General features: G+C 61.0%; 24 protein-coding genes and 3 tRNA genes. 6 read left to right on the top strand and 21 right to left on the bottom strand.

The features are described from left to right. Window positions 1–43: 43 nt before the first annotated feature. The 16 genes from AADH44_RS11765 to tilS form a co-directional block, all read right to left on the bottom strand. Window positions 44–232: a hypothetical protein gene (locus AADH44_RS11765; RefSeq protein WP_341953022.1), complete on the bottom strand. Its 189-nt coding sequence runs from the start codon at window positions 230–232 to the stop codon at window positions 44–46. A gap of 98 nt (window positions 233–330) precedes the next feature. Beyond that, the gene (locus AADH44_RS11770; protein WP_341953024.1) at window positions 331–459 is read right to left on the bottom strand and encodes a hypothetical protein; all 129 of its coding nucleotides are present in this window, start codon (window positions 457–459) and stop codon (window positions 331–333) included. 2 nt (window positions 460–461) lie between these two features. Continuing rightward, window positions 462–1,961, bottom strand: a complete 1,500-nt coding sequence (lysS, locus tag AADH44_RS11775) for a lysine--tRNA ligase (protein ID WP_341953025.1) — start codon at window positions 1,959–1,961, stop codon at window positions 462–464. A gap of 58 nt (window positions 1,962–2,019) precedes the next feature. Further along, window positions 2,020–2,883, bottom strand: coding sequence for a pantoate--beta-alanine ligase (panC, locus tag AADH44_RS11780; protein WP_341953026.1), 864 nt, complete (start codon window positions 2,881–2,883; stop codon window positions 2,020–2,022). Further along, window positions 2,880–3,629: a DUF2520 domain-containing protein gene (locus AADH44_RS11785; RefSeq protein ID WP_341953027.1), complete on the bottom strand. Its 750-nt coding sequence runs from the start codon at window positions 3,627–3,629 to the stop codon at window positions 2,880–2,882. Before AADH44_RS11785 ends, panC begins: the two co-directional genes overlap by 4 nt. Continuing rightward, window positions 3,629–5,359, bottom strand: coding sequence for a PH domain-containing protein (locus AADH44_RS11790; protein WP_341953029.1), 1,731 nt, complete (start codon window positions 5,357–5,359; stop codon window positions 3,629–3,631). The genes AADH44_RS11785 and AADH44_RS11790 overlap by 1 nt, the downstream gene beginning before the upstream one ends. Then, entirely contained in the window at window positions 5,356–5,841 is a 486-nt protein-coding gene (locus AADH44_RS11795; RefSeq protein ID WP_341953030.1) for a PH domain-containing protein, read from the bottom strand. Before AADH44_RS11795 ends, AADH44_RS11790 begins: the two co-directional genes overlap by 4 nt. Then, window positions 5,838–6,326, bottom strand: a complete 489-nt coding sequence (locus AADH44_RS11800) for a DUF3180 domain-containing protein (protein ID WP_341953031.1) — start codon at window positions 6,324–6,326, stop codon at window positions 5,838–5,840. Before AADH44_RS11800 ends, AADH44_RS11795 begins: the two co-directional genes overlap by 4 nt. Further along, on the bottom strand, window positions 6,320–6,850 hold the full coding sequence (folK, locus tag AADH44_RS11805) for a 2-amino-4-hydroxy-6-hydroxymethyldihydropteridine diphosphokinase (RefSeq protein WP_341953032.1): 531 nt from the start codon (window positions 6,848–6,850) through the stop codon (window positions 6,320–6,322). Before folK ends, AADH44_RS11800 begins: the two co-directional genes overlap by 7 nt. Then, complete coding sequence (gene folB / locus AADH44_RS11810) at window positions 6,847–7,266, bottom strand: dihydroneopterin aldolase (RefSeq protein WP_341953034.1); 420 nt, start codon at window positions 7,264–7,266, stop codon at window positions 6,847–6,849. The genes folK and folB overlap by 4 nt, the downstream gene beginning before the upstream one ends. After that, a complete protein-coding gene (gene folP / locus AADH44_RS11815) occupies window positions 7,263–8,072 on the bottom strand; it encodes a dihydropteroate synthase (RefSeq protein WP_341953036.1) in 810 nt (269 codons plus the stop codon). The genes folB and folP overlap by 4 nt, the downstream gene beginning before the upstream one ends. A gap of 10 nt (window positions 8,073–8,082) precedes the next feature. Next, window positions 8,083–8,670 (bottom strand): GTP cyclohydrolase I FolE, encoded by a 588-nt coding sequence (gene folE, locus AADH44_RS11820; RefSeq protein WP_341953038.1) that lies wholly within the window; start codon window positions 8,668–8,670, stop codon window positions 8,083–8,085. A gap of 7 nt (window positions 8,671–8,677) precedes the next feature. Then, complete coding sequence (ftsH, locus tag AADH44_RS11825) at window positions 8,678–10,678, bottom strand: ATP-dependent zinc metalloprotease FtsH (RefSeq protein ID WP_341953039.1); 2,001 nt, start codon at window positions 10,676–10,678, stop codon at window positions 8,678–8,680. A 171-nt stretch (window positions 10,679–10,849) separates the two neighbouring features. Then, window positions 10,850–12,283, bottom strand: a complete 1,434-nt coding sequence (locus AADH44_RS11830; protein ID WP_341953040.1) for a serine hydrolase domain-containing protein — start codon at window positions 12,281–12,283, stop codon at window positions 10,850–10,852. A 10-nt stretch (window positions 12,284–12,293) separates the two neighbouring features. Continuing rightward, window positions 12,294–12,845, bottom strand: a complete 552-nt coding sequence (gene hpt, locus AADH44_RS11835) for a hypoxanthine phosphoribosyltransferase (RefSeq protein WP_341953041.1) — start codon at window positions 12,843–12,845, stop codon at window positions 12,294–12,296. Beyond that, on the bottom strand, window positions 12,835–13,902 hold the full coding sequence (gene tilS, locus AADH44_RS11840) for a tRNA lysidine(34) synthetase TilS (RefSeq protein WP_341953042.1): 1,068 nt from the start codon (window positions 13,900–13,902) through the stop codon (window positions 12,835–12,837). The genes hpt and tilS overlap by 11 nt, the downstream gene beginning before the upstream one ends. Before the next feature lie 48 nt (window positions 13,903–13,950). On the opposite strand from tilS, the gene AADH44_RS11845 reads away from it, so the two are divergent. Further along, window positions 13,951–14,442: an inorganic diphosphatase gene (locus AADH44_RS11845; RefSeq protein WP_341953043.1), complete on the top strand. Its 492-nt coding sequence runs from the start codon at window positions 13,951–13,953 to the stop codon at window positions 14,440–14,442. A gap of 13 nt (window positions 14,443–14,455) precedes the next feature. Here the strand turns inward: AADH44_RS11845 and AADH44_RS11850 are convergent, their stop codons facing one another. Together AADH44_RS11850 and AADH44_RS11855 are read right to left on the bottom strand one after the other, a co-directional pair. Beyond that, window positions 14,456–15,274, bottom strand: a complete 819-nt coding sequence (locus tag AADH44_RS11850; RefSeq protein ID WP_341955006.1) for an SDR family NAD(P)-dependent oxidoreductase — start codon at window positions 15,272–15,274, stop codon at window positions 14,456–14,458. An 84-nt stretch (window positions 15,275–15,358) separates the two neighbouring features. Then, the gene (locus AADH44_RS11855; RefSeq protein WP_341953044.1) at window positions 15,359–16,654 is read right to left on the bottom strand and encodes a M23 family metallopeptidase; all 1,296 of its coding nucleotides are present in this window, start codon (window positions 16,652–16,654) and stop codon (window positions 15,359–15,361) included. Window positions 16,655–16,912: 258 nt separating this feature from the next. On the opposite strand from AADH44_RS11855, the gene AADH44_RS11860 reads away from it, so the two are divergent. The 3 genes from AADH44_RS11860 to AADH44_RS11870 all read left to right on the top strand — a co-directional run bounded on the left by AADH44_RS11860 (window position 16,913) and on the right by AADH44_RS11870 (window position 17,238). Continuing rightward, window positions 16,913–16,988: transfer RNA gene (locus AADH44_RS11860), tRNA-Glu, on the top strand. 25 nt (window positions 16,989–17,013) lie between these two features. Continuing rightward, a tRNA-Asp gene (locus tag AADH44_RS11865) sits at window positions 17,014–17,087 on the top strand. Between the two features lie 78 nt (window positions 17,088–17,165). Then, a tRNA-Phe gene (locus tag AADH44_RS11870) sits at window positions 17,166–17,238 on the top strand. 477 nt (window positions 17,239–17,715) lie between these two features. Here AADH44_RS11870 and AADH44_RS11875 read toward each other — a convergent pair. Beyond that, on the bottom strand, window positions 17,716–18,183 hold the full coding sequence (locus AADH44_RS11875; protein ID WP_341953045.1) for an isoprenylcysteine carboxylmethyltransferase family protein: 468 nt from the start codon (window positions 18,181–18,183) through the stop codon (window positions 17,716–17,718). A gap of 459 nt (window positions 18,184–18,642) precedes the next feature. Then, entirely contained in the window at window positions 18,643–19,260 is a 618-nt protein-coding gene (locus tag AADH44_RS11880) for a TetR family transcriptional regulator C-terminal domain-containing protein (protein WP_341953046.1), read from the bottom strand. A 93-nt stretch (window positions 19,261–19,353) separates the two neighbouring features. Between AADH44_RS11880 and AADH44_RS11885 the strand changes: the two genes are divergently transcribed. Further along, window positions 19,354–20,382, top strand: a complete 1,029-nt coding sequence (locus tag AADH44_RS11885) for an agmatine deiminase family protein (protein ID WP_341953047.1) — start codon at window positions 19,354–19,356, stop codon at window positions 20,380–20,382. A gap of 2 nt (window positions 20,383–20,384) precedes the next feature. Continuing rightward, window positions 20,385–22,112: an amidase gene (locus tag AADH44_RS11890; protein WP_341955007.1), complete on the top strand. Its 1,728-nt coding sequence runs from the start codon at window positions 20,385–20,387 to the stop codon at window positions 22,110–22,112. Between the two features lie 20 nt (window positions 22,113–22,132). Here the strand turns inward: AADH44_RS11890 and AADH44_RS11895 are convergent, their stop codons facing one another. Continuing rightward, entirely contained in the window at window positions 22,133–23,707 is a 1,575-nt protein-coding gene (locus AADH44_RS11895) for an AMP-binding protein (protein WP_341953048.1), read from the bottom strand. Between the last annotated feature and the right edge of the window lie 38 nt (window positions 23,708–23,745).

Raw genomic sequence — 23,745 nt, forward strand, 5'->3', positions numbered from 1 at the left:
AGCTTAAAGCTGCGCGGCTCAGCCTGCGACTGAGCGGTTCAGGCTAGGGCTGTGTCGTCGCGTCGACGAGAGCCGCAGCCTTGGCGCGCTCTTCTGCCTCGATCTTGGCGTAGCTGGTGCGCTCGGTGCGGTCGGAGCGAATGATTGCCGCCATCACGATCCAAAAAATCACCCCAACAGCAATTGTGGGCACGACGGAGAAGATCGCGTTCGACCAGAATTCTTGAGGCACGTATTTAGCCTAACCGTTCAGCAGCGTGACAATGGCGATGAGTACAACAAGTCCCACGAGAGTCACAGTCATGATGAGCCGCGACGATTTGCGGTCCACTACTGCGCCTTCACGAACATGCCAACGATCCCGGTAGCAATCATGAATACACCAGCACCGGTCACCAGAATCCACAGCGTAACGCGCAGGGGCGTGATCGCTGAGGTCTTGCGGGGTTCGATCACCACTGCTACTTCACCAGCGGGAAGAGAATTGTTTCGCGAATACCCAAACCGGTGATCGCCATCAACAGGCGGTCGACACCAACACCGATGCCACCGCTCGGCGGCATGCCGTGCTCGAGCGCACGAAGGAAGTCTTCATCGAGGCGCATCGCTTCAACATCGCCCTGACTAGCCAAGAGCGATTGCTCAACAAAACGTTCCCGTTGGATGACCGGGTCTACGAGCTCCGAGTAGCCGGTTGCCAACTCGAACCCACGAATGTAGAGGTCCCACTTTTCAACAACACCCTCGATGCTGCGGTGGTCACGCACGAGCGGGCTCGTGTCAACCGGAAAGTCCATGACGAAGGTAGGGCGGTCGAGTCCCGGCTTGACGTAGTGCTCCCACAGCTCTTCCACGTACTTGCCGTGGGTGGGTTGGGTGACCTCGATGTCGACGGCATCGGCAAGCTTCTTGAGCTCGTCGACAGGCATCTGCGGGGTGACGCTGAGGCCAGCCGCTGCGTTGAGCGAGTCATACATCGAGATGCGTGCCCAGTCACCGCCGAGGTCGTACTCGGTGCCGTCAGCGAGCGTAACGAGCATCGAGTCGGCCACAGCGAGAGCCGCATTCTGCACGAGCTCCTGGGTGAGGTCAGCCATCTGGTTGTAGTCGCCGTAGGCCTGATAGGCCTCGACCATGGCGAATTCGGGTGAATGGGTAGAGTCGGCACCTTCGTTGCGAAAGTTGCGGTTGATTTCGAACGCGCGCTCAATGCCACCAACGACGGCGCGCTTGAGGAACAGTTCGGGCGCGATGCGAAGGTACAGCTCAGTGTCGAATGCGTTGGAGTGGGTCACGAACGGTCGAGCGGATGCCCCGCCGTGCATCGTCTGCAGCATCGGTGTTTCGACTTCGAGGTAGTCGTGCTCGGCGAATGTTGCGCGCAGGCTCGCGTTGACCTTGGCCCGGGCACGCACCGTGAAACGGGCCTGCTCACGAACAATGAGGTCGAGGTAGCGGCTGCGAACACGCTGTTCGTCGCTCAAGTCTTTGTGGAGGTTGGGCAGCGGAAGCACAGCCTTGGCCGCGATCTTCCACTCCGTGACCATGACCGACAGCTCACCGCGACGACTAGAGATGATCTCACCGCTGACGAACAGGTGGTCACCGAGGTCGACGAGCTCTTTCCACTGCGCGAGGGCGTCTTCGCCAATCTCAGCAAGTGAAACCATGACCTGGATGCGCTGGCCGTCGCCTGCCTGCAACGATGCGAAGCACAGCTTGCCGGTGTTGCGAAGGTGCACAATGCGGCCCGCAAGCCCCACAATGTCGCCGGTAGTGTCATCCGCTTCAAGCGAAGGATACTTGGCTCGCACAGCAGGAATGCTCGTGGTGATCGCTACGCCTACCGGGTACGCCTCGGCACCAGAATCGATGAGTCGCTGACGCTTCTCAAGCCGAACAGCTTTCTGTTCAGAAACTTCGGCCTCGGTGGGATCTGGAGCGTTTGCGGCGTCATTCACGCCTTCAATCGTAGCCGGGATGGAACTACCTCGCCGCGCCCCAGAATCAGCCCACAAACTACCCGACGTAGAGCGAAGAGTTGTCGATCAGACGGGTGTCTCCGACACGCGCGGCGACGATTGCCGTTGCCGGCCCACGGAAGCCATCAGGCACCGGCATGAAGGTGTCAGTGTCGACAACCGAGAAGTAGTCGAGCTCAGCCCGTGACTCCCCCATGAGTGCACCCTGCGCTGCCGCAATAACAGCATCGAGGCCACTATCGGCAGCCGAGGTCGCCGCCTTCAGGGCGGTCGACAGAATGGTCGCGGCTTCCCGCTGGCTGGCATCCAAGAACTGGTTGCGGCTCGAGAGCGCGAGTCCGTCGTCTTGGCGAACGGTTTCGATAATTTCGAGGCGAACCGGGATGTTGAGGTCGGTGATCATGCGGCGAACCAAGAAGAGTTGCTGGGCATCTTTCTGGCCGAACGTCACGAAGTGCGGTGAGGTGATCGCGAGCATCTTGGCAACTACCGTGAGCACGCCATCGAAGTGACCCGCGCGGGCCTTACCTTCGAACATAGTGCCGATCTGGCCCGCAGAGATTGTGGTCGAGGTCGGCCCCTTTGGATACATTTCTTCGACACTGGGAGCGAACACGTAGGGAACACCGAGCTCGCCCAACAAATCGAGGTCGACATCCATGGTGCGCGGATACTTGTCAATATCCTCGTTGGCACCGAACTGGGTCGGGTTGACAAAGATCGACACAATGCGCACATCGGCAAGCTCGGCCGCGCGCTCAACGTGAGCCACATGCCCCGCATGCAACGCACCTAGCGTGGGAGTAAGGGCGATCGTTCGACCAGCAGCACGCTCATGCATCGCCAGATCGCGCATGCCCGCGACGGTCTCAATAACTTGCGGGCGGGAGTGTGAACTCACGAGGGATCCTCCTGTGAATGGGGCCTCGAATCGGGGTCGAACGAGGAAAGGTCGATCGTAGTCGCAGTTGCGCCCGCGAGCGCACTTTCCACCGACGACCGCAGCAAGGGGCCCAACACTCGGGCAGGATTTTCGACCCCGACGTTCGCCAGCAAATCGAGTGATTGCCCCACAATTGCGGCCGAAAAACTGGTAGCCGTACTGACAGCCTCAGCCCAAGCGGCGCGCTCATTTTCCGCGACCACAATCGGCTCAGCACCCATCTCGACGACGAGAGCCTGAGCGATCGGCAATACCGGTGTCGGCGCGCTCACGGCGCAGTACGCCTCATGCAGCCGGGTGAGGTCAAGGCTTGTTCCCGTGAATACCATCGCCGGATGCACCGCCAAGGGAATTGCACCAGCAGCGAGGGCAGGAGCAAGCGCTCCATAACCGAGTCCCGGTGCCGTGTGCAGCACGAGTTGTCCCGGCTGCCACACCCCGGCAGCGGCAAGACCACTGGTAAACGACTCGATCTCCGACTCGGGAATCGCCAAAATTACGAGCTCGCTTCGCTCAACAAGGGTGGGGATGTCGAGCACAGGAACGTCGGGCAAAATCGCGCTCGCACGCTCCAGGTTTCGCTCGGACGTCGCCGCGATCCCCACGATTGCGTGCCCTGCCCCGGCGAGCGCCGCCCCAAGAATCGGGCCCACCTTGCCGGCGCCGATGATGCCAATGCCGAGTCGGCCTGCTGCCTGTGCCACTACGGGGTTGCCTCCGGGGTTGCCCCTGAGTTTGCCCCAGGGGGTACCTCCGGGGTTGCCCCAGGGGGTACCTCCGGGGTTGCCCCAGGGGGTACCTCCGGGGTTGCCCCTGAGTTTGCCTCTGAGTTGTCGGCAGTGCGCTCCGTGCTCCCACTGCGCCAGCGATGGCTCGTATCGACGCTGGCGGACTGCACCGCAGCATGCGAAACTTCGGTGAAGAATGCGATGACATCACTGCGCTCCAAGGCGCCAATGGTCGCCGAGATCGGGCCGGCAACGGTGTGCACCCGCAATTCCGCGAGACGCATCCGACGCAGAAGCGGGCCTTCAGCCATGCTGACACTCTGCATGCGCGCTTGAGGAACGAGCACAAGTGAACGCCAGATCGCGCCCTTGCGGAGAGCAACAGCATCCGAAATCATGACAAAACCGTTGCGGCGCCATGAGAACCAGCGCAGCACGGCGGCTCGCTTTGGCGAAGTCACGTAGGCGTCATCATGGGCACCAGCGGCGAGCCCAGCTTCGAGCAACTCGCGCGATTCAGCATCGGCGAGGCTCGGCAGAATCAACTGCAGCACGCGGTGCACGTCATCCATATCCCCCACGGGAAGCAGTGTGGTTTTCGCATTCGCTTGACCAGAGCTTGAGGCCTGCGAAGCAGTATTAATCTTGATCTCCCACCACCCGGCCAGCCGCCAGAGAAGCGGCTGAGAAACCTCGACGGCGTGAATGCGGCCCGGAGGCAACGTCTCATTGGTCGTTGAGAGCAGCCCGTAGCCGACACGGATACCGTCTTGGGTTGAGGCGATCGAATAGCGCAGAGAGCGGGTCAGCCGGGAGAGGAGGTAACCAAAAAGTCCGAGCACGCCTGGCAAAAATGCGAACAACCAGAGGTAATCACCGGAGATCGAAATCGTTACGATGATGCCGATAGCAACCGCGACCGCGATGATGGTTGCTTCACTCAACACGAGCGAACCAATCAGTCGGGGAATTCGGATGCGCACAATCGACTCTGGCGGCGCCGCATCCGGGTCGAGCTCGGGAGCCAAAAACTCGTTCACTCGCTGCTCAATGAGCCCACCCTCAGGGCTCGCAGCTGCTTCGGATGCCTCAACGGCGCGGGTTCCCGAAGCGAGCTGCAAGATCGCGCGCCGCAAATTGTCTGCTCCGCGGGAGCCAAGGTATGACAGCTCAACATTGGCGTCTTGACCGGCCACGTTTACCTCAAGTTTGGCCGCGCCAAACAGACGGGCAACAAGTGGACGCGAAATATTGATGCCCTGAATACGGTCAAGCCGACCACGGCGGTTGGTGCGGAACAGAATGCCGCTGCGCACCTCGACAACTTCATCAGTGATGCGGAAGGTGTGCATCCGCCAAGAAAAGTAGAACCCCAGTACGCTCAGAACGAGAACCGCAAGCACAATCAGGACTGCCGGAATCAACAATCCAAACTCTGCAAGTTGAGAGAACGGATCAAACTCATTGCGGCTGTTGAAGAGCGTCTCGATAAAGAAATCGCGCGCGTTCACAATGATCACACCGATGATCGCCAAGAGCGCGATGCCTCCCCGCAGCAGTGGGGTTGCGGGATGCAGCCTGTGCCATTCGCCGTCGGCGAGGCGCTGAGCTTCAGCCGGCAAACTGCCGACACTCGCGGCGGGTGCTACCGACTCGTTCGCGGGGGACGCGTTCGCGGTGTGATCGTTCGCGGGGAGCTCGCTCACAACCCGGCCCTGCGACTCTCTGCCAGCGCAACGAGTGTGTCTCTCAACTCCTCCGCGTCCTGCTCGGGCAAACCAGGAATGACCACACCGGTGGATGCCGCAGCAGTCACAAATTTGAGTTCGCTCAGCCCCACAGCACGATCGAGGGGTCCGCGGTTAATGTCGACGAGCTGCATGCGACCATAGGGCACAGCAACCACGCGTCGGAACATCAACCCGCGTCGAAACACCAGGTCATCGGCACGCAGCATGTAGCCAATGGCGCGCACGCGTCGCGGGGTGAGAAGGATGTTGATGAGGAAAATAATTCCCAGTGAGATGGGGATAGCCGCTAGCCATTGAATACCCGAGATAAAGGTGGGGATCGAGCTTGCGGCCGAGAGAATCAGCCCAAAGATGATGAGGCCAACAACCTCAACGACCACGTATTTGCGGGAAACTCCGCGCCACTCGGTGTCAGGTAGGTCCAGTCGCTCGGTCACGCTGCTCCTTGGGGGTCCATCGGATTCTGCGACGATGAATCTTCATCGTCGGGCGGGATCGTGCACAAGTGTTCGGCAACGAGTCCTGCGATCAGTAACCCTATCGCGGCGCCAGAAACGACCAAACTAGCCGTAATGGTTCCCGCTCCAGGCGAGACAGTGCGGCTCAGCAAGTAGACGGCAATCGCTACAGCGGAGCCGCCGAGTAGCGCTCCCGAAAAGCTTGAGGCCTTGGCTAAGACCACAACGCGGAGAGCATAAAACGGGTTGACCCGCGCCCGGCGCAGTCCCCGCGAGGAACGATAGATGGGAACGGCGAGCACAACCACAACAACGGCGATGACGAACAGCGAAATTGCGAGCGAAATCGACGGGATCACAATTGGTCGACCCGATGCTGTCAGCAGCACTTCAAGGAGCCAGCCCGCGGCAGCGCCGACGGCCGCCAGCGTGATCAGGTGCAGTGGCGAGGTGCGGCTCACCACAGTGGTTCCGCCTCAAACTCGGTGGCGTCATTCTCGATCCCCGCGAGCAGGTCTGCCGCGCGCCCCACCCCGGGAAGGCTCGCATCGGGGTCGAGCTGCAGCCACGGCACGAGAACAAAAGCGCGCTCGGCGGCCCGCGGATGGGGAATCGACAGCAGTTCATCATCCACCAGCAGGTGCGCAAAGGTCACAATGTCGATGTCGAGAGTGCGATCGCCCCAGCGTTCTTCGCGCACACGGCCCTGCTCGGTTTCGATGCGCTGCAACTGCGTGAGCAGGGCGTGGGGCTCCAGCGCGCTGCGCGCTAACAGGATCGCATTCAGATATGCGGGCGCCGAGTGGTCGACGCCGAAAACCTTCAGCGCTGGGGTCTGCACAATACTGGATGCGGCATCCACCGATACGCCGTTGATACGAGAGATGGCGTGCACGGCGTCGCGCAGCGTCGATTCGCGATCGCCCAGGTTGCTGCCGAGGGCAAGCACGAGTGGCAATTCGACGCGGAGGCGTTGCTGCCGAATCACGAGAGCCGTTGTGGATCTGCGCTAAAGCCAGCGGGGTGGCCGGGTGCTGCGCGGTGACGCGTGATCGTGACCGACACATCAGCAAACGGCACGGTGATCGGGGCCGACGGCTTGTGGATGGTGATCTTGGTGCTAACCGCAGCCTCATAAGCAAGAACAATGGCCGCCACTCGCTCCGCCACTGTCTCAATGAGATCAACAGGATCGCCTTCCACCGCGGCGACGATCTGCTCCGCCAATTCTCCATAGTGAACGGTGCGGTTCAACTCGTCAGAGAGCGATGCGGGCGACAGGTCAAGGTAGACCGTGGCATCCACAACAAAGATCTGACCGTCTCGACGTTCGTGGTCGAACACTCCGTGAAAAGCTGTGGCACGCAGCCCGGTGAGGGTGAGTTCGTCCAGCGCGGGATTCATCGTTTTTTTCCCTTCTGCATCGCTGTGTACACGGAAAGTGCAACCTGTGTTGACGGTACATCGTGCACCCGAACACCCCAAGCGCCTGCCTCCGCCGCGATGTTACTTATCACTGCGGTAGCAAGATCTCGATCGGTGGTTGGTGCATCCGGTGGTAAAAGTTTGCCGAGAAAACGTTTGCGCGATGCACCAATGAGGAGGGGGTAGCCGAGCGACGACAGTTCGTCGAATCGCGCCAGCAGGGCCCAATTATGGCGGGCCGATTTGGCAAAGCCGAGACCAGGATCGAGCACGACACGGTCAGGGTTGATCCCCCACACCATCATTTCGGCCAAGCGGTCTTTGAGTTCGGTGCGTACATCGCTGACGACATCGTCGTAGTGCGCCAAATTAGCCATCTCAGTACTGTGCCCACGCCAGTGCATCGCAATATAGATCAGGTCGGTTGCGGCAACAGTTCGATACATCTCTGTGTCAGCAAGACCCCCCGAGACATCATTGATGATGGATGCTCCGGCCTTCGCCGCGGCCAGTGCAGTCTCGGCATTCATCGTATCGATGCTCACGGTCACCCCCTCAGCGGCCAGTGCTTCGATCACCGGGATGACTCGCACCTGCTCTTGGGCTGCCGGCACACGCTCAGCACCGGGACGCGTCGACTCTCCGCCGACATCCACCACATCGGCTCCCCGATCACGAAGTTCAATGCCGCGCGCGATTGCCCGATCAACATGCTCGAATTGACCGCCATCGCTAAAGGAATCTGGGGTCACATTGAGAATGCCCATAACCCGCGGAACGGGCACGGTGGGCCTTCTACGCATTGTGGCCTCTGCTGCCAATGAGCGCCATCACTTCGGCGCGCTCAACAGAGTTGTTTAGCACTCCGCGAGAGGCGAGGGTGACGGTTGAGCTTGAGGTCTGGCGTGGTCCGCGAGTAGAGACACACCCGTGCACGGCGTCAATGACCACGAGCACACCGCGTGGTGAGAGCCCCTCGTCGATGGCGTCAGCGATCTCTTCCGTGAGCCGCTCTTGCAGTTGAGCGCGCGCCGAAATCGTCTCCACTACCCTGGCGAGATTACCGAGGCCGATTATCCGCTCATCCGGAACGTAGGCCACATGAGCTACACCAAGAAATGGCAGCAAATGGTGTTCACACATCGACCGAAACTCGATGTCCCGCAGAACCACAAGCTCTCCGGTCTGGTCGGCTTTCGCCGTGAACTCGATGCTGTCAGAGAGATGGTCGACCGCGTTGACAGTGTTGCCAGCAAAGAACTCGGAGTACGCCTCGGCGACCCGGCGCGGCGTGGCGGTGAGGCCGGCCCGCTCAGGGTCTTCACCCACGGCAGCCAGCATTTCGGCTACCGCAGCTTCGATGCGTGCGAGGTCAATTGACATTGCGCGCCTAGGCTGTCGCGACGCCCGGCGACTTGCGTGGCCGTGGCTTACGTGCCGGCTTCGACGGTGTGCTGTCGTCACTCTCTGCTACGCCAGTTGTCGCGACGCGCCTCTTGGGCACCTTCACGGGCGGAAGCTGAGAGACGGGACGCGCATCGCTGGAGAGCCACTGCGGGCGCTCAGGCAGTTTCGCAATACCCTTGAAGATCTTCTCAAGCTCGACGTGGTCGAGCGTCTCTTTCTCGAGCAGCTCGAGCGCAAGCTTGTCGAGCACCTTACGGTTCTCGTTGAGCATCTGCCATGCCTCGTCGTGAGCGTGATCGATTAGTACGCGCACTTCTTCGTCAATGATTTTGGCCAACTCGTCTGAGTACTCTCGAGTTGCCCCCATGTCACGGCCCATGAACGGTTCGCCCGATCCGGTGCCCAGCTTCACGGAACCAATTCGGGCACTCATGCCATATTCGGTCACCATTCGGCGAGCAATCGATGTCGCTTTTTCGATGTCGTTGGATGCCCCAGTGGTCGGGTCGTGGAACACGATTTCTTCGGCAACACGGCCACCCATCGCGTAGGCAAGTTGATCGAGCAACTCGTTGCGCGTGACGGAGTACTTGTCTTCGAGCGGCATGACCATCGTGTAACCGAGGGCACGACCACGAGGAAGAATCGTGATCTTGGTGACGGGATCGGTGTTGCGCATCGACGCAGCAGCTACCGCATGACCACCCTCGTGGTAGGCGGTGATGAGCTTCTCTTTGTCATTCATGAGGCGCGAACGACGCTGAGGGCCCGCCATGACGCGGTCTACGGCCTCGTCGAGTGCACGGTTGTCGATGAGCTGGGCGTTGGAGCGCGCAGTCAAAAGTGCAGCCTCGTTGAGCACGTTAGCGAGATCGGCACCGGTGAACCCCGGAGTCTTGCGAGCAAGAACCTCAAGATCAACACTCTCGGCCATGGGCTTGCCCTTACCGTGCACCTCAAGGATCTGCTTGCGACCCATCATGTCGGGCGCATCCACACCAATCTGGCGGTCGAAACGACCAGGACGCAGCAGTGCAGGGTCGAGAACGTCAGGGCGGTTTGTTGCAGCGATGAGGATAACGTTGGCGTTCACATCGAAGCCATCCATCTCCACCAGAAGCTGGTTGAGGGTCTGCTCACGCTCGTCGTTACCGCCACCGATACCGGCACCACGGTGACGACCAACAGCATCGATCTCATCGATAAAGATGATCGCGGGAGCGTTCTGCTTTGCCTGCTCGAAGAGGTCGCGAACGCGGCTTGCACCGACACCCACAAACATCTCAACGAAGTCAGAACCGGAGATTGTGTAGAACGGCACGCCAGCTTCACCCGCGGTGGCCTTAGCCAGCAGGGTCTTACCGGTTCCGGGAGGGCCGTACAGCAGTACGCCCTTCGGGATGCGGGCGCCAACGGCCAAGAACTTCGCCGGCTCTTTCAGGAAGTCTTTGATTTCTTCCAGCTCTTCGATGGCCTCGTCGGCACCAGCGACATCCGCAAACGTTGCCTGCGGGGTGTCTTTGCCCACAAGCTTGGCTTTCGACTTGCCAAACTGCATGACCTTGCCGCCGCCACCCTGCATGCGGCTAAAGATGAAGAAGAAGATGATGCCGATGATGAGGAACGGCAGCATGATCGACAAGAACGACATGAAGAAGTTCTCTTGCGGAACCTGGTCGTTGAACTTTTTGACGTCTGCGCCATTGACCGCGGAAACGATCTCGGTGCCGCGTGGTGCGACGTAGTAGAACTGAACCTTCGTACCGTTGTCGCCTGCCGCCTTCGACAGTTCGAGATCGACGCGCTGCTCGCCATCGATGATGGTCGCCGACGTCACCGTCGAACCCTCGAGCAGACCAAGGCCCTCCTGGGTGGAGATCTCCTTGAAGCCCTCACCCAACAGCAGGCTCGCGGCAATGGACACCGCAGCGATGCCAATGATTATGTACGGAACCGGGCCGCGAAAAATGCGCTTAAAATCCATGATGTTCCGAGTCGTAGGACTCAGTACCTCTCTCTGAAGAAACGTGGTGCAAGGTTACCGTTACTGCGCTGCAAGACGACTGCGTGTTTGCCACGGGCGTAATGCCTTTCGCGATCGTTGCTGGTCGAAAAAGACGACCGGTGGATGCCGCGGGCGCCGACCCTGAGCGGCTCAGTGGTTCTCGGTAGTCACCGCAAAGGTTTGCACGCGCGGCGGCAGTTCAGGGCTCATCAAGATGTGGCACCTGATTCGGCCGCGTTCGCCCTCGATGGTCCAGTTGGTAACCGCGGGGGTATCGCTGAGTTCGCGCGGCACCTCAGTGAGTGCTGCGGTCGTCAGCGGACCAACGTTAGCAATCGCTGTCGCGATGGCGGCAATGCGTTCCACATAGGGAGCATCGAGCGCCAAATTCACGGCGGCAACCGCTTCAGCGCTGGCGGTGTCCCCGTTGCGGATGAGGCTGTCGAAGATATCGCGCGCAGCAACAGTTTCGGGCCACGCCGGTGCTGGCGTCGTCAGTTCACCGTAACTGTTGAGGGCCGCCTGCAGAGCATGAGTGGCCGGAATCGAGGATGCCGCAAAGGTGCCATTCTCGAGCGCCACAATGCCGAGCCCCGTAGGGGCATGCCACCGCATATGGGCGCTGAACCCCGGGTACCCGCCAGAGTGCGAAACAATCTTTGTCGTGCCCTCATCGACGAACAACCCATAGCCGTAGCCATGCGCGGTGGGTTCCGCGAACTCAGCAACCTTCGACAGGTTGGCCGGAACCGCACGCTGGATCTGCTGGAGTTCGCGACGGCTTGCCACAGACAGCGGTCCGTCTGAGGTGTCCCCGGGGTCGAGAGCGCCAGCGAGCCACAGCGACCACCGCACAAGGTCAGTCGCGGTCGAAAACAAACCACCCATGGCCGAAAAAACTCCGGGCGCAGTGAACGGCTGAGCCTGCCACGCGCCATTCGCAAGCCGGTAACCGATCGCAATATCGGCATCCGGATCTTCATCGAAACGGGTCGATGTGAGGCCGAGCGGTTCAAGGATCTCGGCCGCGACGACGTCAACATAGTTGCGGCCCGTGACCTCTGCAATCACTTCGCTGAGTAGCGCATACCCGAGGTTCGAGTACTCAAAACGGGTTCCGGGCGTGCTCGAATAGCGGATGCCCGTGGAGACGAACTCGTCGAGCTCGACCCGAGTCATTTCCTCCATGCGGTCGCCCCAGGGGTTATCGGTGGGGAACCCGGCCGACATCGTCATGAGCATCCGCACGCTGGGGGTAGCCGGAGCAACCTCGGGGGAGAGAGACCGGAACGCGGGAACAAAGTCGGTGATGGGCGCGTCAAGGTTGAGCTGCCCACGATCGCGCAGCATCAGCAGCATCGTGCACGTGAAGCTCTTCGTGCACGACGCGATGCGGAACACGGTGTCACGGTCGGGGGCGGTCTCGTCACCGAGCACCTTTTCGCCGTAGCCGCGCTCGAGCACTATCCCGTCCGGACCAAAGACGGCGAAGAATGATCCCGGGGTCTTCTGCTCAGGTACCCGATTCTCAAACAGACCAACGATCTCGTCGGCCGCCTGATCGATTGCTGCCTGCGCCCTCATGCAGCCAGCCCTACGCGTAGACGTGGGGCGCGAGAACTGCGACACCGCGCAAATTGCGGTACTTCTCGGCATAGTCGAGTCCGTACCCCACAACGAACGCGTTGGGGATGTCGAACCCAACATAACGAACGTCTACGTCGACTTTGGCGGCATCCGGCTTGCGCAGCAGGGTGCAGATTTCGACAGACTCTGCACCGCGGCTGCGAAGGTTGCCAAGCAACCACGAAAGAGTGAGGCCCGAGTCGATAATGTCTTCAACAATGAGCACCTTGCGGCCCTGAAGGTCGCTGTCGAGGTCTTTGAGGATACGAACGACACCCGAAGACTGTGTACCGGCGCCGTACGAGGAGACGGCCATCCAGTCCATCTCCAGGGGAAGCGTGAGTTCGCGAGCGAGATCGGCCATCACCATGACGGCACCGCGAAGCACACCAACCAGCAGAAGCTTCTCGCCCGCATAGTCGGCCTCGATCTGACGCGCCATGACGGCGATCTTCTCGTGGATCTCTTCCTGGGTCAGAAGTACCTCACTGAGGTCTCCTTCGACATCGCTAAACTGCATCGCGTTCCTCACTGTGGGCCGAAAAGTGGAGAAGATTTTCTCGTCGCTCAACCCTAACGCCGGGAACGTCGATCGGTCCCTGCCCCCTCCAGCCGGTGACGAGGCGTGCGATCTCTAAAGTGTGGGTGCGGCTGAGCGACACCTGAAACTCGCTGAATACCGCCAACCGAATCAACCGCTGGCGAAGAGCGGCCGGGTTTGCTGCGAGAGCCCGCACGGGAAGGGAGATTCCGGCCTCCGAAATTTCGGCCAAATCTTCGGCCATTTCTTCTGCAAAGTGGTCGAGTGCTTCGGCATCTTCGCGGGCCTGGTCTGCGGTTCGTGCCAATGCTTCGCGGATGCCGGGCCCCAGTTCACTTTCCAGCAGCGGCAAAATTGTCTGCCGAACCCGCACTCGCGTGTATGAGGTGTCGAGGTTGTGCGGGTCATTCCACGCCACGATTGCGGAGTCTGTGCAGAACTGCACTGTTGTCGCGCGCCCGACAGCCAGCAGCGGCCGTAGGTACTCGCCGGTGTCAGCGGCCATGCCTTTGAGGCTGCCGGCGCCACTGCCGCGGGCAAGGCCCAGCAGCACCGTCTCGGCCTGATCGTCGAGGGTGTGACCCAGCAGCACCCGGACAGCGCCATGCTCGGCGGCGGCGGCGGTGAGCGCCGCATAGCGCGCATCACGAGCTGCAGACTCGGGGCCTCCGGCGTCACCAACGTGAACCGAGCGGATGTCGACGGGGTCGAGCCCCAGATCGCGAGCCTGCTGCGCGGCGGCGGCCGCAACATCCGCTGACCCGTCTTGAAGGTTGTGATTGACGATCACAGCGCCGGCCCGCACGCCAGCCTTAGGCGCCTCGAAGGCAGTCGCCGCCGCAAGCGCGAGAGAGTCGGGGCCACCGCTCAAGGCGACAAGCACGAGCGGTTCGGGGCCGGTTGCCGTTTCGTGCGAGGCTGAACTAGTCGAACCGGTCTTCGCGTTCGCGGCCAGAAGCGCGGCAAGTGCAGTGCGAACGGCACGACGCACGTCAGCGATTGCTGGGGTTAGGCGGGGGCGCCGATCAGAGTGCATCCAGTAACGTTATTGCAGCAACCCCCCAATTTTCTTAGGAGCAGCTAGATGGCCGCATACGACGTTGTCGTTGAGATTCCGCGCGGAAGCCGGAACAAGTACGAAGTTGACCACAAGACCGGTCGTGTTTTTCTTGACCGTTACCTCTTCACCACCTTCGCCTACCCCACCGACTACGGCTTCTTTGAGAACACTCTCGGCCTCGATGGTGACCCCGTAGACGCATTGATCCTGCTTGACGCCCCCACCTTCCCCGGTGTTGGCATCTCGGTTCGTCCCGTTGCAGTGCTCAACATGAGCGACGACGGCGGCATCGACTCGAAGGTCATCTGCGTTCAGGCCAAGGACCCACGCTGGTCGCACATTCAGGACCTCACCGATGTTCCGGAGTTCACACGCCGCGAGATCGAGCACTTCTTCGAGCACTACAAAGACTTAGAGCCCGGCAAGTGGGTCAAGCTCGACGGGTGGGGCGATGCAGCAGAAGCTGAAGAGATCGTTCTGGCTGGCATCGAGAAGCTCAAGGCCGAAGGGCACTAAACCTCCGCTGGTGCTAGCGGCCGGTGAACTCATCCATTGAGCGGTACACCTTGAATACGCGGTCGGCGATGAAATCCCAGGCTCGCGTTGGCAGGAGCCCTCTGACTCCGCGAGCGAACCCCACACTCCACGGTTTCATGAGTAGCGGTTTGCCGCGGAGCATGGCCGACCAGGCGGCAGCTGTTGCTTTTTCCGGGGTCATGATGGGGGTGAGTAGGGGCCCGCGGGCTCCGGCAAACATCCCCGTACTGATGTAGCTGGGGGCAAAAGTCGTCACCATCACGGTGCGGTGGCCCGCTTTGATCAGTTCGAGGCGGAGCGAGTCACTCCAGCCGATCATTGCCCATTTGGATGCTGCATACACACTCATACGCGGATTGGAGATGGTGCCCGCGGCGGAGGCGATGTTCAGGATTCGGGCGGGGCCAGTGCTGGCAATCATCGCAGGCAGGAACTCGCGAGTGAGATACATGGCGGCAAGAGTATTGATCTGCATGGTCGCTTCGATGTCGCCGATGGGCTCGTTATCCCAAAAATATCCGCTGCGGATGATGCCCGCGTTATTGATGACTACCTGTGGGTCGCCAACTTCGGTGCGAATCCGTTCCGCGACCGCAGCGATTGCTGTGCGCGACGAGAGGTCGACAACGTAGCTGGCGACGGAACCTCCCGCCACCCGCAGCGCCGACGCCGCTACCTCGAGCGATGCAGAATCGACGTCAAGAAGAACAACATGTGCGGCACCCTCGCTGACGGCACGATGGGCATACATTTGGCCCATTCCTCGGGCCGCACCGGTGATGACAACTGTTAGTCCAGCAACGGAGTCGATGTGATCCCCCTATTCCGCCGAAGGCTTTCAGCCTTCAGGCTTGCGCGCCGTCAGGCTTTCACCCGTCCGGCTCGCGAGCGGTCGTTAGCCTAGACGAATGCCCTTATTTGCCATGAAGGGAACTGGGTCGGTAGTGCTCCAGCCGCCGGGGCGAACCTCAAAGTGAAGGTGGCATCCGCTGGAATTTCCGGTGTTGCCGACCCGAGCGATTTTGGTGCCCACGGCGACATTCTGGCCGTACGAGACGTTGATGCCACCGGGCATTATGTGACCGTACGCGGTGCGCAGTCCGTTGGCGTGCTCGATGATGATGTAGTTTCCGTAGCCACCGTTCCAGCCATAGCCCGCGTAAACGACGGTTCCGGCGGAGGCGGCAAAGATACTTGAGCCACAACCGGCACCCAAATCTGTGCCCTTATGGAAGCTCGAGCCGTATTGTGAGCTGAAACCATAAACGGAGGTGATGTAGCCGCCTGCGGGGCGAACCCACCCGCTCAAGCTGATCTCACCAGCGTCAAGGTTCGGAACCTGGGCGGCCGCAGCTGCCGCCGCTGCAGCAGCCTGCGCTGCCGCTCGTGCTGCCTCACGCTCACGCACGCCAGCCAAATAGTCTGCCTCGGTGGTTTGGCGTGCGGCTGTCAGCGCGACGAGCTGGGCATCGAACTCGACCTTGCGTTCCTGCTGCTCGGCGAGGGCTGCTTCGGCTGCTGCTGCTGCTGCTTGAGCCTCAGCGAACGCCTTCTCTGCGGCAATCTTGAGCACTTCAAGTTCGGCGCGAGCAACTTCAGCGGCATCGCTCAGCGACTGTGCTGTATTGCGGGCCTGAACGGCACGATCAAAGAGCGCGGATGTCTGCTGCGAAATCTTCGACGACATACCCAAGTTGTAGAGCAGTGCGTCGGCGTCTTGCGAGTTAGTGAGGAGGTTAGTGGTTACGTCGCCACCGCCGGCACGCACGAGCCGTGCGGCAAGCTCACCGATTCGTTTCTCAGCTTCGTCTGCTTCGGCGCTGGCGGCATCCGCTTGCTCTTGCAAAGTTTCAGTCTGGGCCGACTTGGCCTGGTATTTGGTGTCGGCTTCTTGCCAGATGTTGCCCTTTTCTTCGGCATCTTTCTGGGCAGCTACGGCCTGAGATTCAAGTTGAACGAGTGCGGCCTTGATGCGGGCTACTACCGCTTTGGTTGCGGCTTCGTTGTTGCGAGCTTCGGTAACGTCGCTCCACGTGGGGTAGTCGTCCGCGAAGGCGGCCTGGCTGCTGCCGTTATAAAGTGTGCCTCCGACGACGAGGCTGAGCACGGCGGTGAACCCGACGATTCGAAAAATTAATGAGCGCAGCGTGAGCTTTGCTGCGGTCCCCCGACTCGCATGCGTGGCGTTCATTGTTCCCCTCAACCCTGGTGACCGCAGACTAATGTTCATTAGTCACAGCAATAACATTGACCACACTAACAACACGTGGCCCAAAAGTCTCAACCTTTCAATGAACGTAGTATCTGTTGGTCCCAGAGTCGAGTACATTTGAGCCTGTTGGAAAAAGGGTTTTTGCGAGATACCAAACTTGCTTGCTTCTCGGTTTGGTAATTCACGAAAGTCGCCGTATGCTTTTCCCTCGGTAGCTAAGAAGTTCTGTGACTTCGAGGCCCCATCGTTTAGTGGCCTAGGACACCGCCCTTTCACGGCGGCAGCACGGGTTCGAATCCCGTTGGGGTCACCAGACAAAACACAGAATTTAATAGCTTGGCCCTGTAGCGCAGTTGGTTAGCGCGCCGCCCTGTCACGGCGGAGGTCGCCGGTTCAAGTCCGGTCAGGGTCGCAAACAGAACGCCTCTTCGAAAGGAGGGGCTTTTTCTGTAGTAGGAGGAAACTCCTATGAGTAAGAGGCAACTCTTACGGCTCTGTAGCTCAGTTGGTAGAGCGCACGACTGAAAATCGTGAGGTCACGGGATCGACGCCCGTCGGAGCCACGTGACCCTTTCCCGGGCTTCTACTGGGCGAGGGTCATTTTTTTGCCCTCTGGCCCTCATTCCTGGCTTCCGGCCGTCATCTCTGACCGCTAGCCCATTCGCTGCAGCAGACGGCGCGGTCGGCCCCGAGCGATCACTTCGATTGCTGGCCCGGTGCCCAAGCCCATATAGGGCACCTCCACCGGCCCACCTCCACGCTTGTCGCCCTTCCTTCTGAAAACTCAGGAAATCCGAGCACAGCTGTACCCCGATGCGCCGTTTACCGGGGATCACAGTGCCACGCGACGAGCTTTTCCTGAGTTTCCGAAGGCGGCATAAGGGCTTAGCCGCGCAGCAACGCCGTCGGCAGTGCGCACGACCGAAACCGTCAGGTCACTGTGATCGACGCGGGTCGAAGCCGCACTCAATCCCGGGCCACCACTGCGGGGGCTTTCGTCTTCCCGCTCGGCACAACGTGTGTCGCGTGCAAGCCGTCATTCAACTGATCCGCCCGATGCCGGGGATGAAACGGCCCACGCGAACCGCGTAGCCGGCATAGTTGGCGTAGCGCTCGACGAGCATCCGTTCCTCCCAGCGCGCCTTCATCATGAGCAGCACCAAGAGCGCCAGCCACACACCCAAATGCCACCAGGTGGCGCCAGCCAACGCGACACCGAGTGAGCCCAACATAAGCCCGCTATAGATCGGATGGCGCACCAATCCATAGAGGCCGCCGGTAACTAGTTGTGAGCTTTCAAGCGGCACCGGGTTGGCTGTTAGGGAACGGCCGAGCCCCCGAACTCCGAGCACGGCAACCACCAGCCCGGCTATTGCAAGCACCCCCGCGAGGGTGTACACAACGGCATCCCGCTGCCACAGCGGATCGGTCCACGGCAGAAGTGCAACCGCGGCAAGCAGCGCAAGCTGCACGACGACTAGCGCGAGCCCGATCGCGCGTCTGCTCATGATCAGCTCCACTTCGTCAAGTTATTCGGGGTCAACTGCGTCACCGGCACGTGCCCTGCGGCCTTGAGGTCGCCGTACTAGTGACGTGCTGCATCGTGAAGAACTAAATGAAGGCTACGACTTGTTGCTAGGAACGTCGAGGGGGTTGCCGCCGCATTATGTTGGGAACCACCGATGCAGAACACCACCTCATACGTTCTCCTGCCGACAGCACATTCGGCATGTCGCCACTGGTGCAGTGCGCCCTCAACTGGGACAACTACGGTTTAGGCGGCCCAAGGTAATCGTGATGGCCCCGCTTCGTGTTGGCGTTTGCCCTGATCCCCTTCTGCAATACCTCTTCAGGGGGCCGCGGAAAAACTTTCGGCACCTTGCTGTGATTTTTGCTCCGAAGGTACGCGACATCGTCAGATAAAGCGGCACACCATGGATTGAACCGGCAGAAGAAGGCTCTTCTCTTCAGTCGAAAGTCGCGCCCGTTCCCAACATTCCTTCGAGCGCGTTACGAATGTGCGGACCACGTGCACCCGATTCGTTCCAGCGCACTAGGGCATGGGCGTTGAGCCCATCGATCATGCCGAGCAGGAGCCACGCGACCGATTCTGCGTCGACATCGCGGAATTCACCGCACGCGATTCCTCGCTCGATGATGTCTTGAATGATGTCTCGCCAGGCATCCATCTGCTGACGCACGACAAGAGCGAGCGTGGCATTGCGTCGCCCGATACCCCACGCTTCGACCCAAATAACGGTCACGTCGTCCCGCGACTGATCGAGCAGGGTGTCAACCAGCGCAACTAAGCAGGCAGCCGGCGACGGCTTGCTCGCGAGAAACTGCTGCACTTCGGCGATCTCCGTCTCAACAATTCCCTGAAACGTTGAGGCGACGAGCGCATCCATGCTCGGGGCGTAGCGAGCGACGAGACCGGATGCCACACCAACCCGCTTCGCTACAGCGCGAAGTGTCACCGCTGCAAGCCCCGCGTCGAGCGCGAGGGCACGCGCTGCCGCTTCGATCTGGGCGGTGCGCTCGCGGGGAGATCTGCGTGCTGGGCCTTCGCCCGGTGATCTTGACATGATGGCCCCAGTCTAGATAGGTTCAGCACATCTTATTGATCAGTCGATCAACAAGCATTCTCGGCACAACACCGACGATCGAAAGGCCATCAGATGGCGTGGCGTATGCCTTCCGAAACCGCACGCCACGACCGAACCTGGATGGCATTCCCGCGCCCCGGCTACACCCTCGGAACAGACGCGGGCAGTGCGGACCAGGCCTACGAAGCTTGGGCGGCAGTAGCCAACGCCATCCTCGAGTTCGAACCCGTCACGATGGTGGTTGACCCAATCGAGAGGCACACCGCGGCGAGGCTGCTGTCCTCCGAAATTGAGCTGGTGGAGACTCCGCTCGACGATTACTGGATGCGCGACTTCGGCCCCACGTTCGTTGTCGACGACGCGAGACCCGGCATCCTCGGCGGTGTGGATTGGATCTTCAACGCGTGGGGGCAAGAGCACTCCTCCTACGCCAGCGACAGCCAGATCGGCAGACTCGTCTGCGAGCATGCGAACGCCGAACTCATCCCATCACTCCTCGTCAATGAGGGCGGAGCAATCCACGTGGACGGTGAGGGCACTGTGCTGGCTACAGAAACCGTGCAACTGGATCCGCGTCGCAACCCCTACGTTGACAAGGAGCGCATCGAAGCGGAATTTCGTCGCACTCTGGGCGCGTCAAAGGTGGTGTGGCTGCCCCGCGGGTTGACCCGCGATTACACCGAGCTAGGTACGCGGGGCCACGTAGATATGGTCGCCACGATCCCGAGCCCCGGCACGCTCCTTCTGCACGAGCAGCAGAACCCCGACCATCCCGATCACCAAGTAATGCGCGAGCTTCGGGCGCTGCTTTCCGAGACGACGGATGCGGCGAACCGCCCGTGGAACATCATTGACGTGCCGGCCCCAACAACGGTGCGAGACAGCGAGGGGTTCGTCGATTGGAACTATGTGAACCATCTCGTGGTCAATGACGGAGTGATCGCCTGCGGTTACGGCGAACCTGCCGCCGATGCCGCTGCCCGCGAGATTCTTGCCGCCGCGTATCCCGGGCGCCGCGTTGTGACCGTGGATGCTCGACCCATTCTTGAGCGTGGTGGCGGGATCCACTGCATCACGCAACAGCAACCGGCGGTGGACTGATGATGCCGCACGAGCAGCCGTTCGACGTCGTTGAGGCTTCGATCGCCGAACTGCGAGCAGCGCTGCAGAGCGGTCGCATCTCCAGCGAACAGCTCGTCCGCTCCTACCTAGCCCGAATTGAGGCCTACGATCGGCCCGAAACTGATACCGCACTGTGCTCCGTGGTGGTGATGAATCCGGAGGCAATTGCCGACGCGCGAGCATCCGACGCGCGTCGAGCAGCGGGTGGCACAGTGAGCGCTCTCGACGGCATTCCCTACACCGCGAAGAACAGTTTTCTCGCCCGTGGCCTTACCGCGGCCGCCGGATCCCCCGCATTCGCGCAGTTGATCGCCCAACGCGACGCGTACGCGATCGAGCGCCTTCGCTCCGCCGGGGCAGTGCTCATCGGTCTCACCAATATGCCGCCCATGGCCAACGGCGGAATGCAGCGCGGACTGTATGGTCGCGCCGAAAGCCCCTACAACAAGCAGTATCTGACCGCAGCATTTGGTTCCGGGTCGTCGAACGGATCGGGCACGGCAACCGCGGCGTCGTTTGCGGCCTTTGGGCTGGGGGAAGAAACCTGGTCGTCGGGGCGTGCACCCGCCTCGAACAACGCTCTCTGTGCGTATACCCCCTCACGCGGGATGATTTCCGTTCGCGGCAATTGGCCCCTGGTTCCCACCATGGATGTTGTCGTGCCTCATACCCGCACCATGGCCGATCTGCTTGAGGTGCTCGACATTCTCGTCGGTGACGATGATGAGGTACGCGGGGACTTCTGGCGGGCCCAGCCCTGGGTCCCAATTCCGCGGGCATCCGAGATCCGGCCGTCCTCCTACCTAGCGCTGGTGCGCGATCCGCAGTCCCTCGCCGGTAAACGGTTCGGCGTGCCCCGGATGTATATCAACGCTGATTCTCTCGCCGGTACGAGCGCGCCCGGAAGCGTTCCCGGGGTCGGTGGCCCAACGGGGCAGCGGATAGAAACACGGCTGACAGTGATTGCGCTGTGGGAAGAAGCACGGGAAGCGTTGATCGCCGCCGGAGCCGAGGTTATCGATGTCGATTTTCCGGTCGTATCGAACTACGAGGGAGACCGCGTGGGAGCACCCACGATCGCTACCCGCGGTGTGGTGTCACAAGAATTTCTGCATCGAGAAATTATCGACCTCTCGTCGTGGGGCTGGGAAGACTTTCTCCAGAGCAACAACGACCCCAGGCTGAACACCCTGACCATCATCGACGGTGCCACCATCTTTCCCCGCCCCGACGGCGCGCTGCGCGATCGCTACGACGGATTCGATGATGACATCACGCAGTATCCCGACTTCGTGCGTGCGCACGACTTCACGTCATTTCTCGACATACCCGACCTCGCCGAGGGGCTTCACGGGCTAGAGCGAACCCGTCAGGTCGACCTAGAAGAATGGATGACCTCGCTCGGGCTCGATGCCGTCGTTTTTCCCGCCGTCGCCGATGTTGGCTTGGCCGATATGGATGTCGAACCCGACTCCGCCGATCTCGGCTGGCGCAACGGCGTCTGGGTCGCGAACGGCAATCTCGCCATCCGTCACTTGGGGATTCCGACCGTCACCGTGCCGATGGGAACAATGTCTGATACGGGCATGCCGGTGGGCCTGACCTTCGCGGGGCGCGCCTACGATGACACCGCTCTGCTGGAGATCGGCTGCGCGTTCGAGGCGACCGCCGTCAGGCGCACGCAGCCTCCTCGAACACCGTCTCTCTAACTAGCGCGAGAGCTGCCCCCTTAAACCCGCAGATCCTTGCGCAGAATCTTGCCCGAGGCCGACTTCGGGATGGTCTCGATCATTTCGACCTGCCTCACCTTCTTGTAGGGAGCGACGCGTTCGGCAACGAATGCGATCACCTCGTCTTCGCTCAGCTCCATGGTGGCCTGCAGCACGACGAAGGCCTTGGGCACCTCTTCGCCTTCTGCGTCGGTGACTCCAATAACGGCGGCGTCGGCGATCAGCGGATGCGTCAACAGCAACGCTTCGAGCTCGGCGGGAGCCACCTGGTAGCCCTTGTACTTGATGAGTTCCTTCAGCCGGTCGACGATGGTGACGTACCCCTCAGCGCTCACGGTGGCGATATCTCCGGTGCGCAGGAAGCCGTCGGACGTCAGCACTTCGCGCGTCGCCTCGTCGTTGCCTAAGTATCCGATCATGATGTTGGGGCCGCGGCAGAGCAACTCTCCCGGCGCGCTCACCCCGGATTGCGGAATCTCGATGTCTTCGTCGGTCAGCGGATCAATGAGTCGACACTCTACGTTCGCGATGGTCAGACCGACCGAACCGAGAGGGGTCTCAGGTCTGGCCACATCGTGGGCGTGGGAGACCGGGCTCATCTCCGTCATGCCGTATCCCTGAATCACCCGACAGCCGAGACGCGAAGCCGCCAGACTAGCGACCGCCTCATCGAGCGGTGCCGCTCCCGAGAAGATCACGCGCACACTCGCCAGCTCGTAGTTGTCGATCACTGGATGCTTGGCTAGGGCGAGGGCGATCGGCGGCGCCACAAACACAAAAGTGCAGCGGTGGTCTTGAATGATCCGCAGAAACTCCAGCAGATCGAATCGCGGCATTGTTACCAAGCTCGCCCGAGCAGAAAGCGCCAAGTTGAGCAACACCGTCATGCCATAAATGTGGAAGAACGGCAGCACCGCCAGCACAACATCGTCGGGGGTTACCCCGATCTGAGGTCCGGCCTGCACCACATTGGCGACCAGATTGCGGTGCGTGAGCATGACACCCTTCGGCTTCCCCGTCGTTCCCGACGAGTACGGCAGCACCGCAAGGTGCGTCACCGGGTCAAACGAGACCTCCGGGGCCGGAAGCCGGTCAGCGATAAGATCGGCAAACGAGCGATACTCCACCGTTGGGTCCAAGACGGTCACAGCATCCGGCTCCATCCCTACCCGCTGTGACGCCTCCAACGCCTGAGGGAGCAGGGGTGACACCGTCATCAGTCGCGTCGCCTTCGAATCAGTGAGCTGCGAAGCGATATCGTCTGCCGTCGCAAGCGCATTGATGGTGGTCACGGTTGCACCGGCCCGCAGGATGCCGTGGAACACCGCCACGAACGTTGGCGTGTTCGGGGAATGCAACGCCACGACACTGCCCACCCCAATCCCGTCGGCCGCGAGCGCGCCGGCCACCGCATCGATCTGTGCGAGCAGCTCGCGATACGAAACCACGGCACCGGTAGTTCCATCGGTCACCGCCGCGCGTTCGAGGTCGCCCTCTGAAATCGAGCCGAAGAGGAAGTCGTAGATGCTGAGCTCGGGAATCACAACATCGGGGTAGGGGCTACGGAATACCACTGGGTTCTCCTTAAAATGGGTTGATCGGGGCGGGGCGT

This window comes from Salinibacterium sp. TMP30, assembly GCF_038397785.1.
Lineage (GTDB): Bacteria > Actinomycetota > Actinomycetes > Actinomycetales > Microbacteriaceae > Rhodoglobus.

Bases quoted from the DNA above. Each gene is read 5' to 3' on its own strand.
- AADH44_RS11875 (WP_341953045.1), bottom strand. From the start codon at position 18,183: ATGAGCAGACGCGCGATCGGGCTCGCGCTAGTCGTCGTGCAGCTTGCG.
- AADH44_RS11880 (WP_341953046.1), bottom strand. From the start codon at position 19,260: ATGTCAAGATCACCGGGCGAAGGCCCAGCACGCAGATCTCCCCGCGAG.
- ftsH (WP_341953039.1), bottom strand. From the start codon at position 10,678: ATGGATTTTAAGCGCATTTTTCGCGGCCCGGTTCCGTACATAATCATT.
- folB (WP_341953034.1), bottom strand. From the start codon at position 7,266: ATGAATCCCGCGCTGGACGAACTCACCCTCACCGGGCTGCGTGCCACA.
- AADH44_RS11885 (WP_341953047.1), top strand. From the start codon at position 19,354: ATGGCGTGGCGTATGCCTTCCGAAACCGCACGCCACGACCGAACCTGG.
- folE (WP_341953038.1), bottom strand. From the start codon at position 8,670: ATGTCAATTGACCTCGCACGCATCGAAGCTGCGGTAGCCGAAATGCTG.
- AADH44_RS11855 (WP_341953044.1), bottom strand. From the start codon at position 16,654: ATGAACGCCACGCATGCGAGTCGGGGGACCGCAGCAAAGCTCACGCTG.
- AADH44_RS11890 (WP_341955007.1), top strand. From the start codon at position 20,385: ATGCCGCACGAGCAGCCGTTCGACGTCGTTGAGGCTTCGATCGCCGAA.
- hpt (WP_341953041.1), bottom strand. From the start codon at position 12,845: ATGCAGTTTAGCGATGTCGAAGGAGACCTCAGTGAGGTACTTCTGACC.
- tilS (WP_341953042.1), bottom strand. From the start codon at position 13,902: ATGCACTCTGATCGGCGCCCCCGCCTAACCCCAGCAATCGCTGACGTG.
- AADH44_RS11845 (WP_341953043.1), top strand. From the start codon at position 13,951: ATGGCCGCATACGACGTTGTCGTTGAGATTCCGCGCGGAAGCCGGAAC.
- AADH44_RS11830 (WP_341953040.1), bottom strand. From the start codon at position 12,283: ATGAGGGCGCAGGCAGCAATCGATCAGGCGGCCGACGAGATCGTTGGT.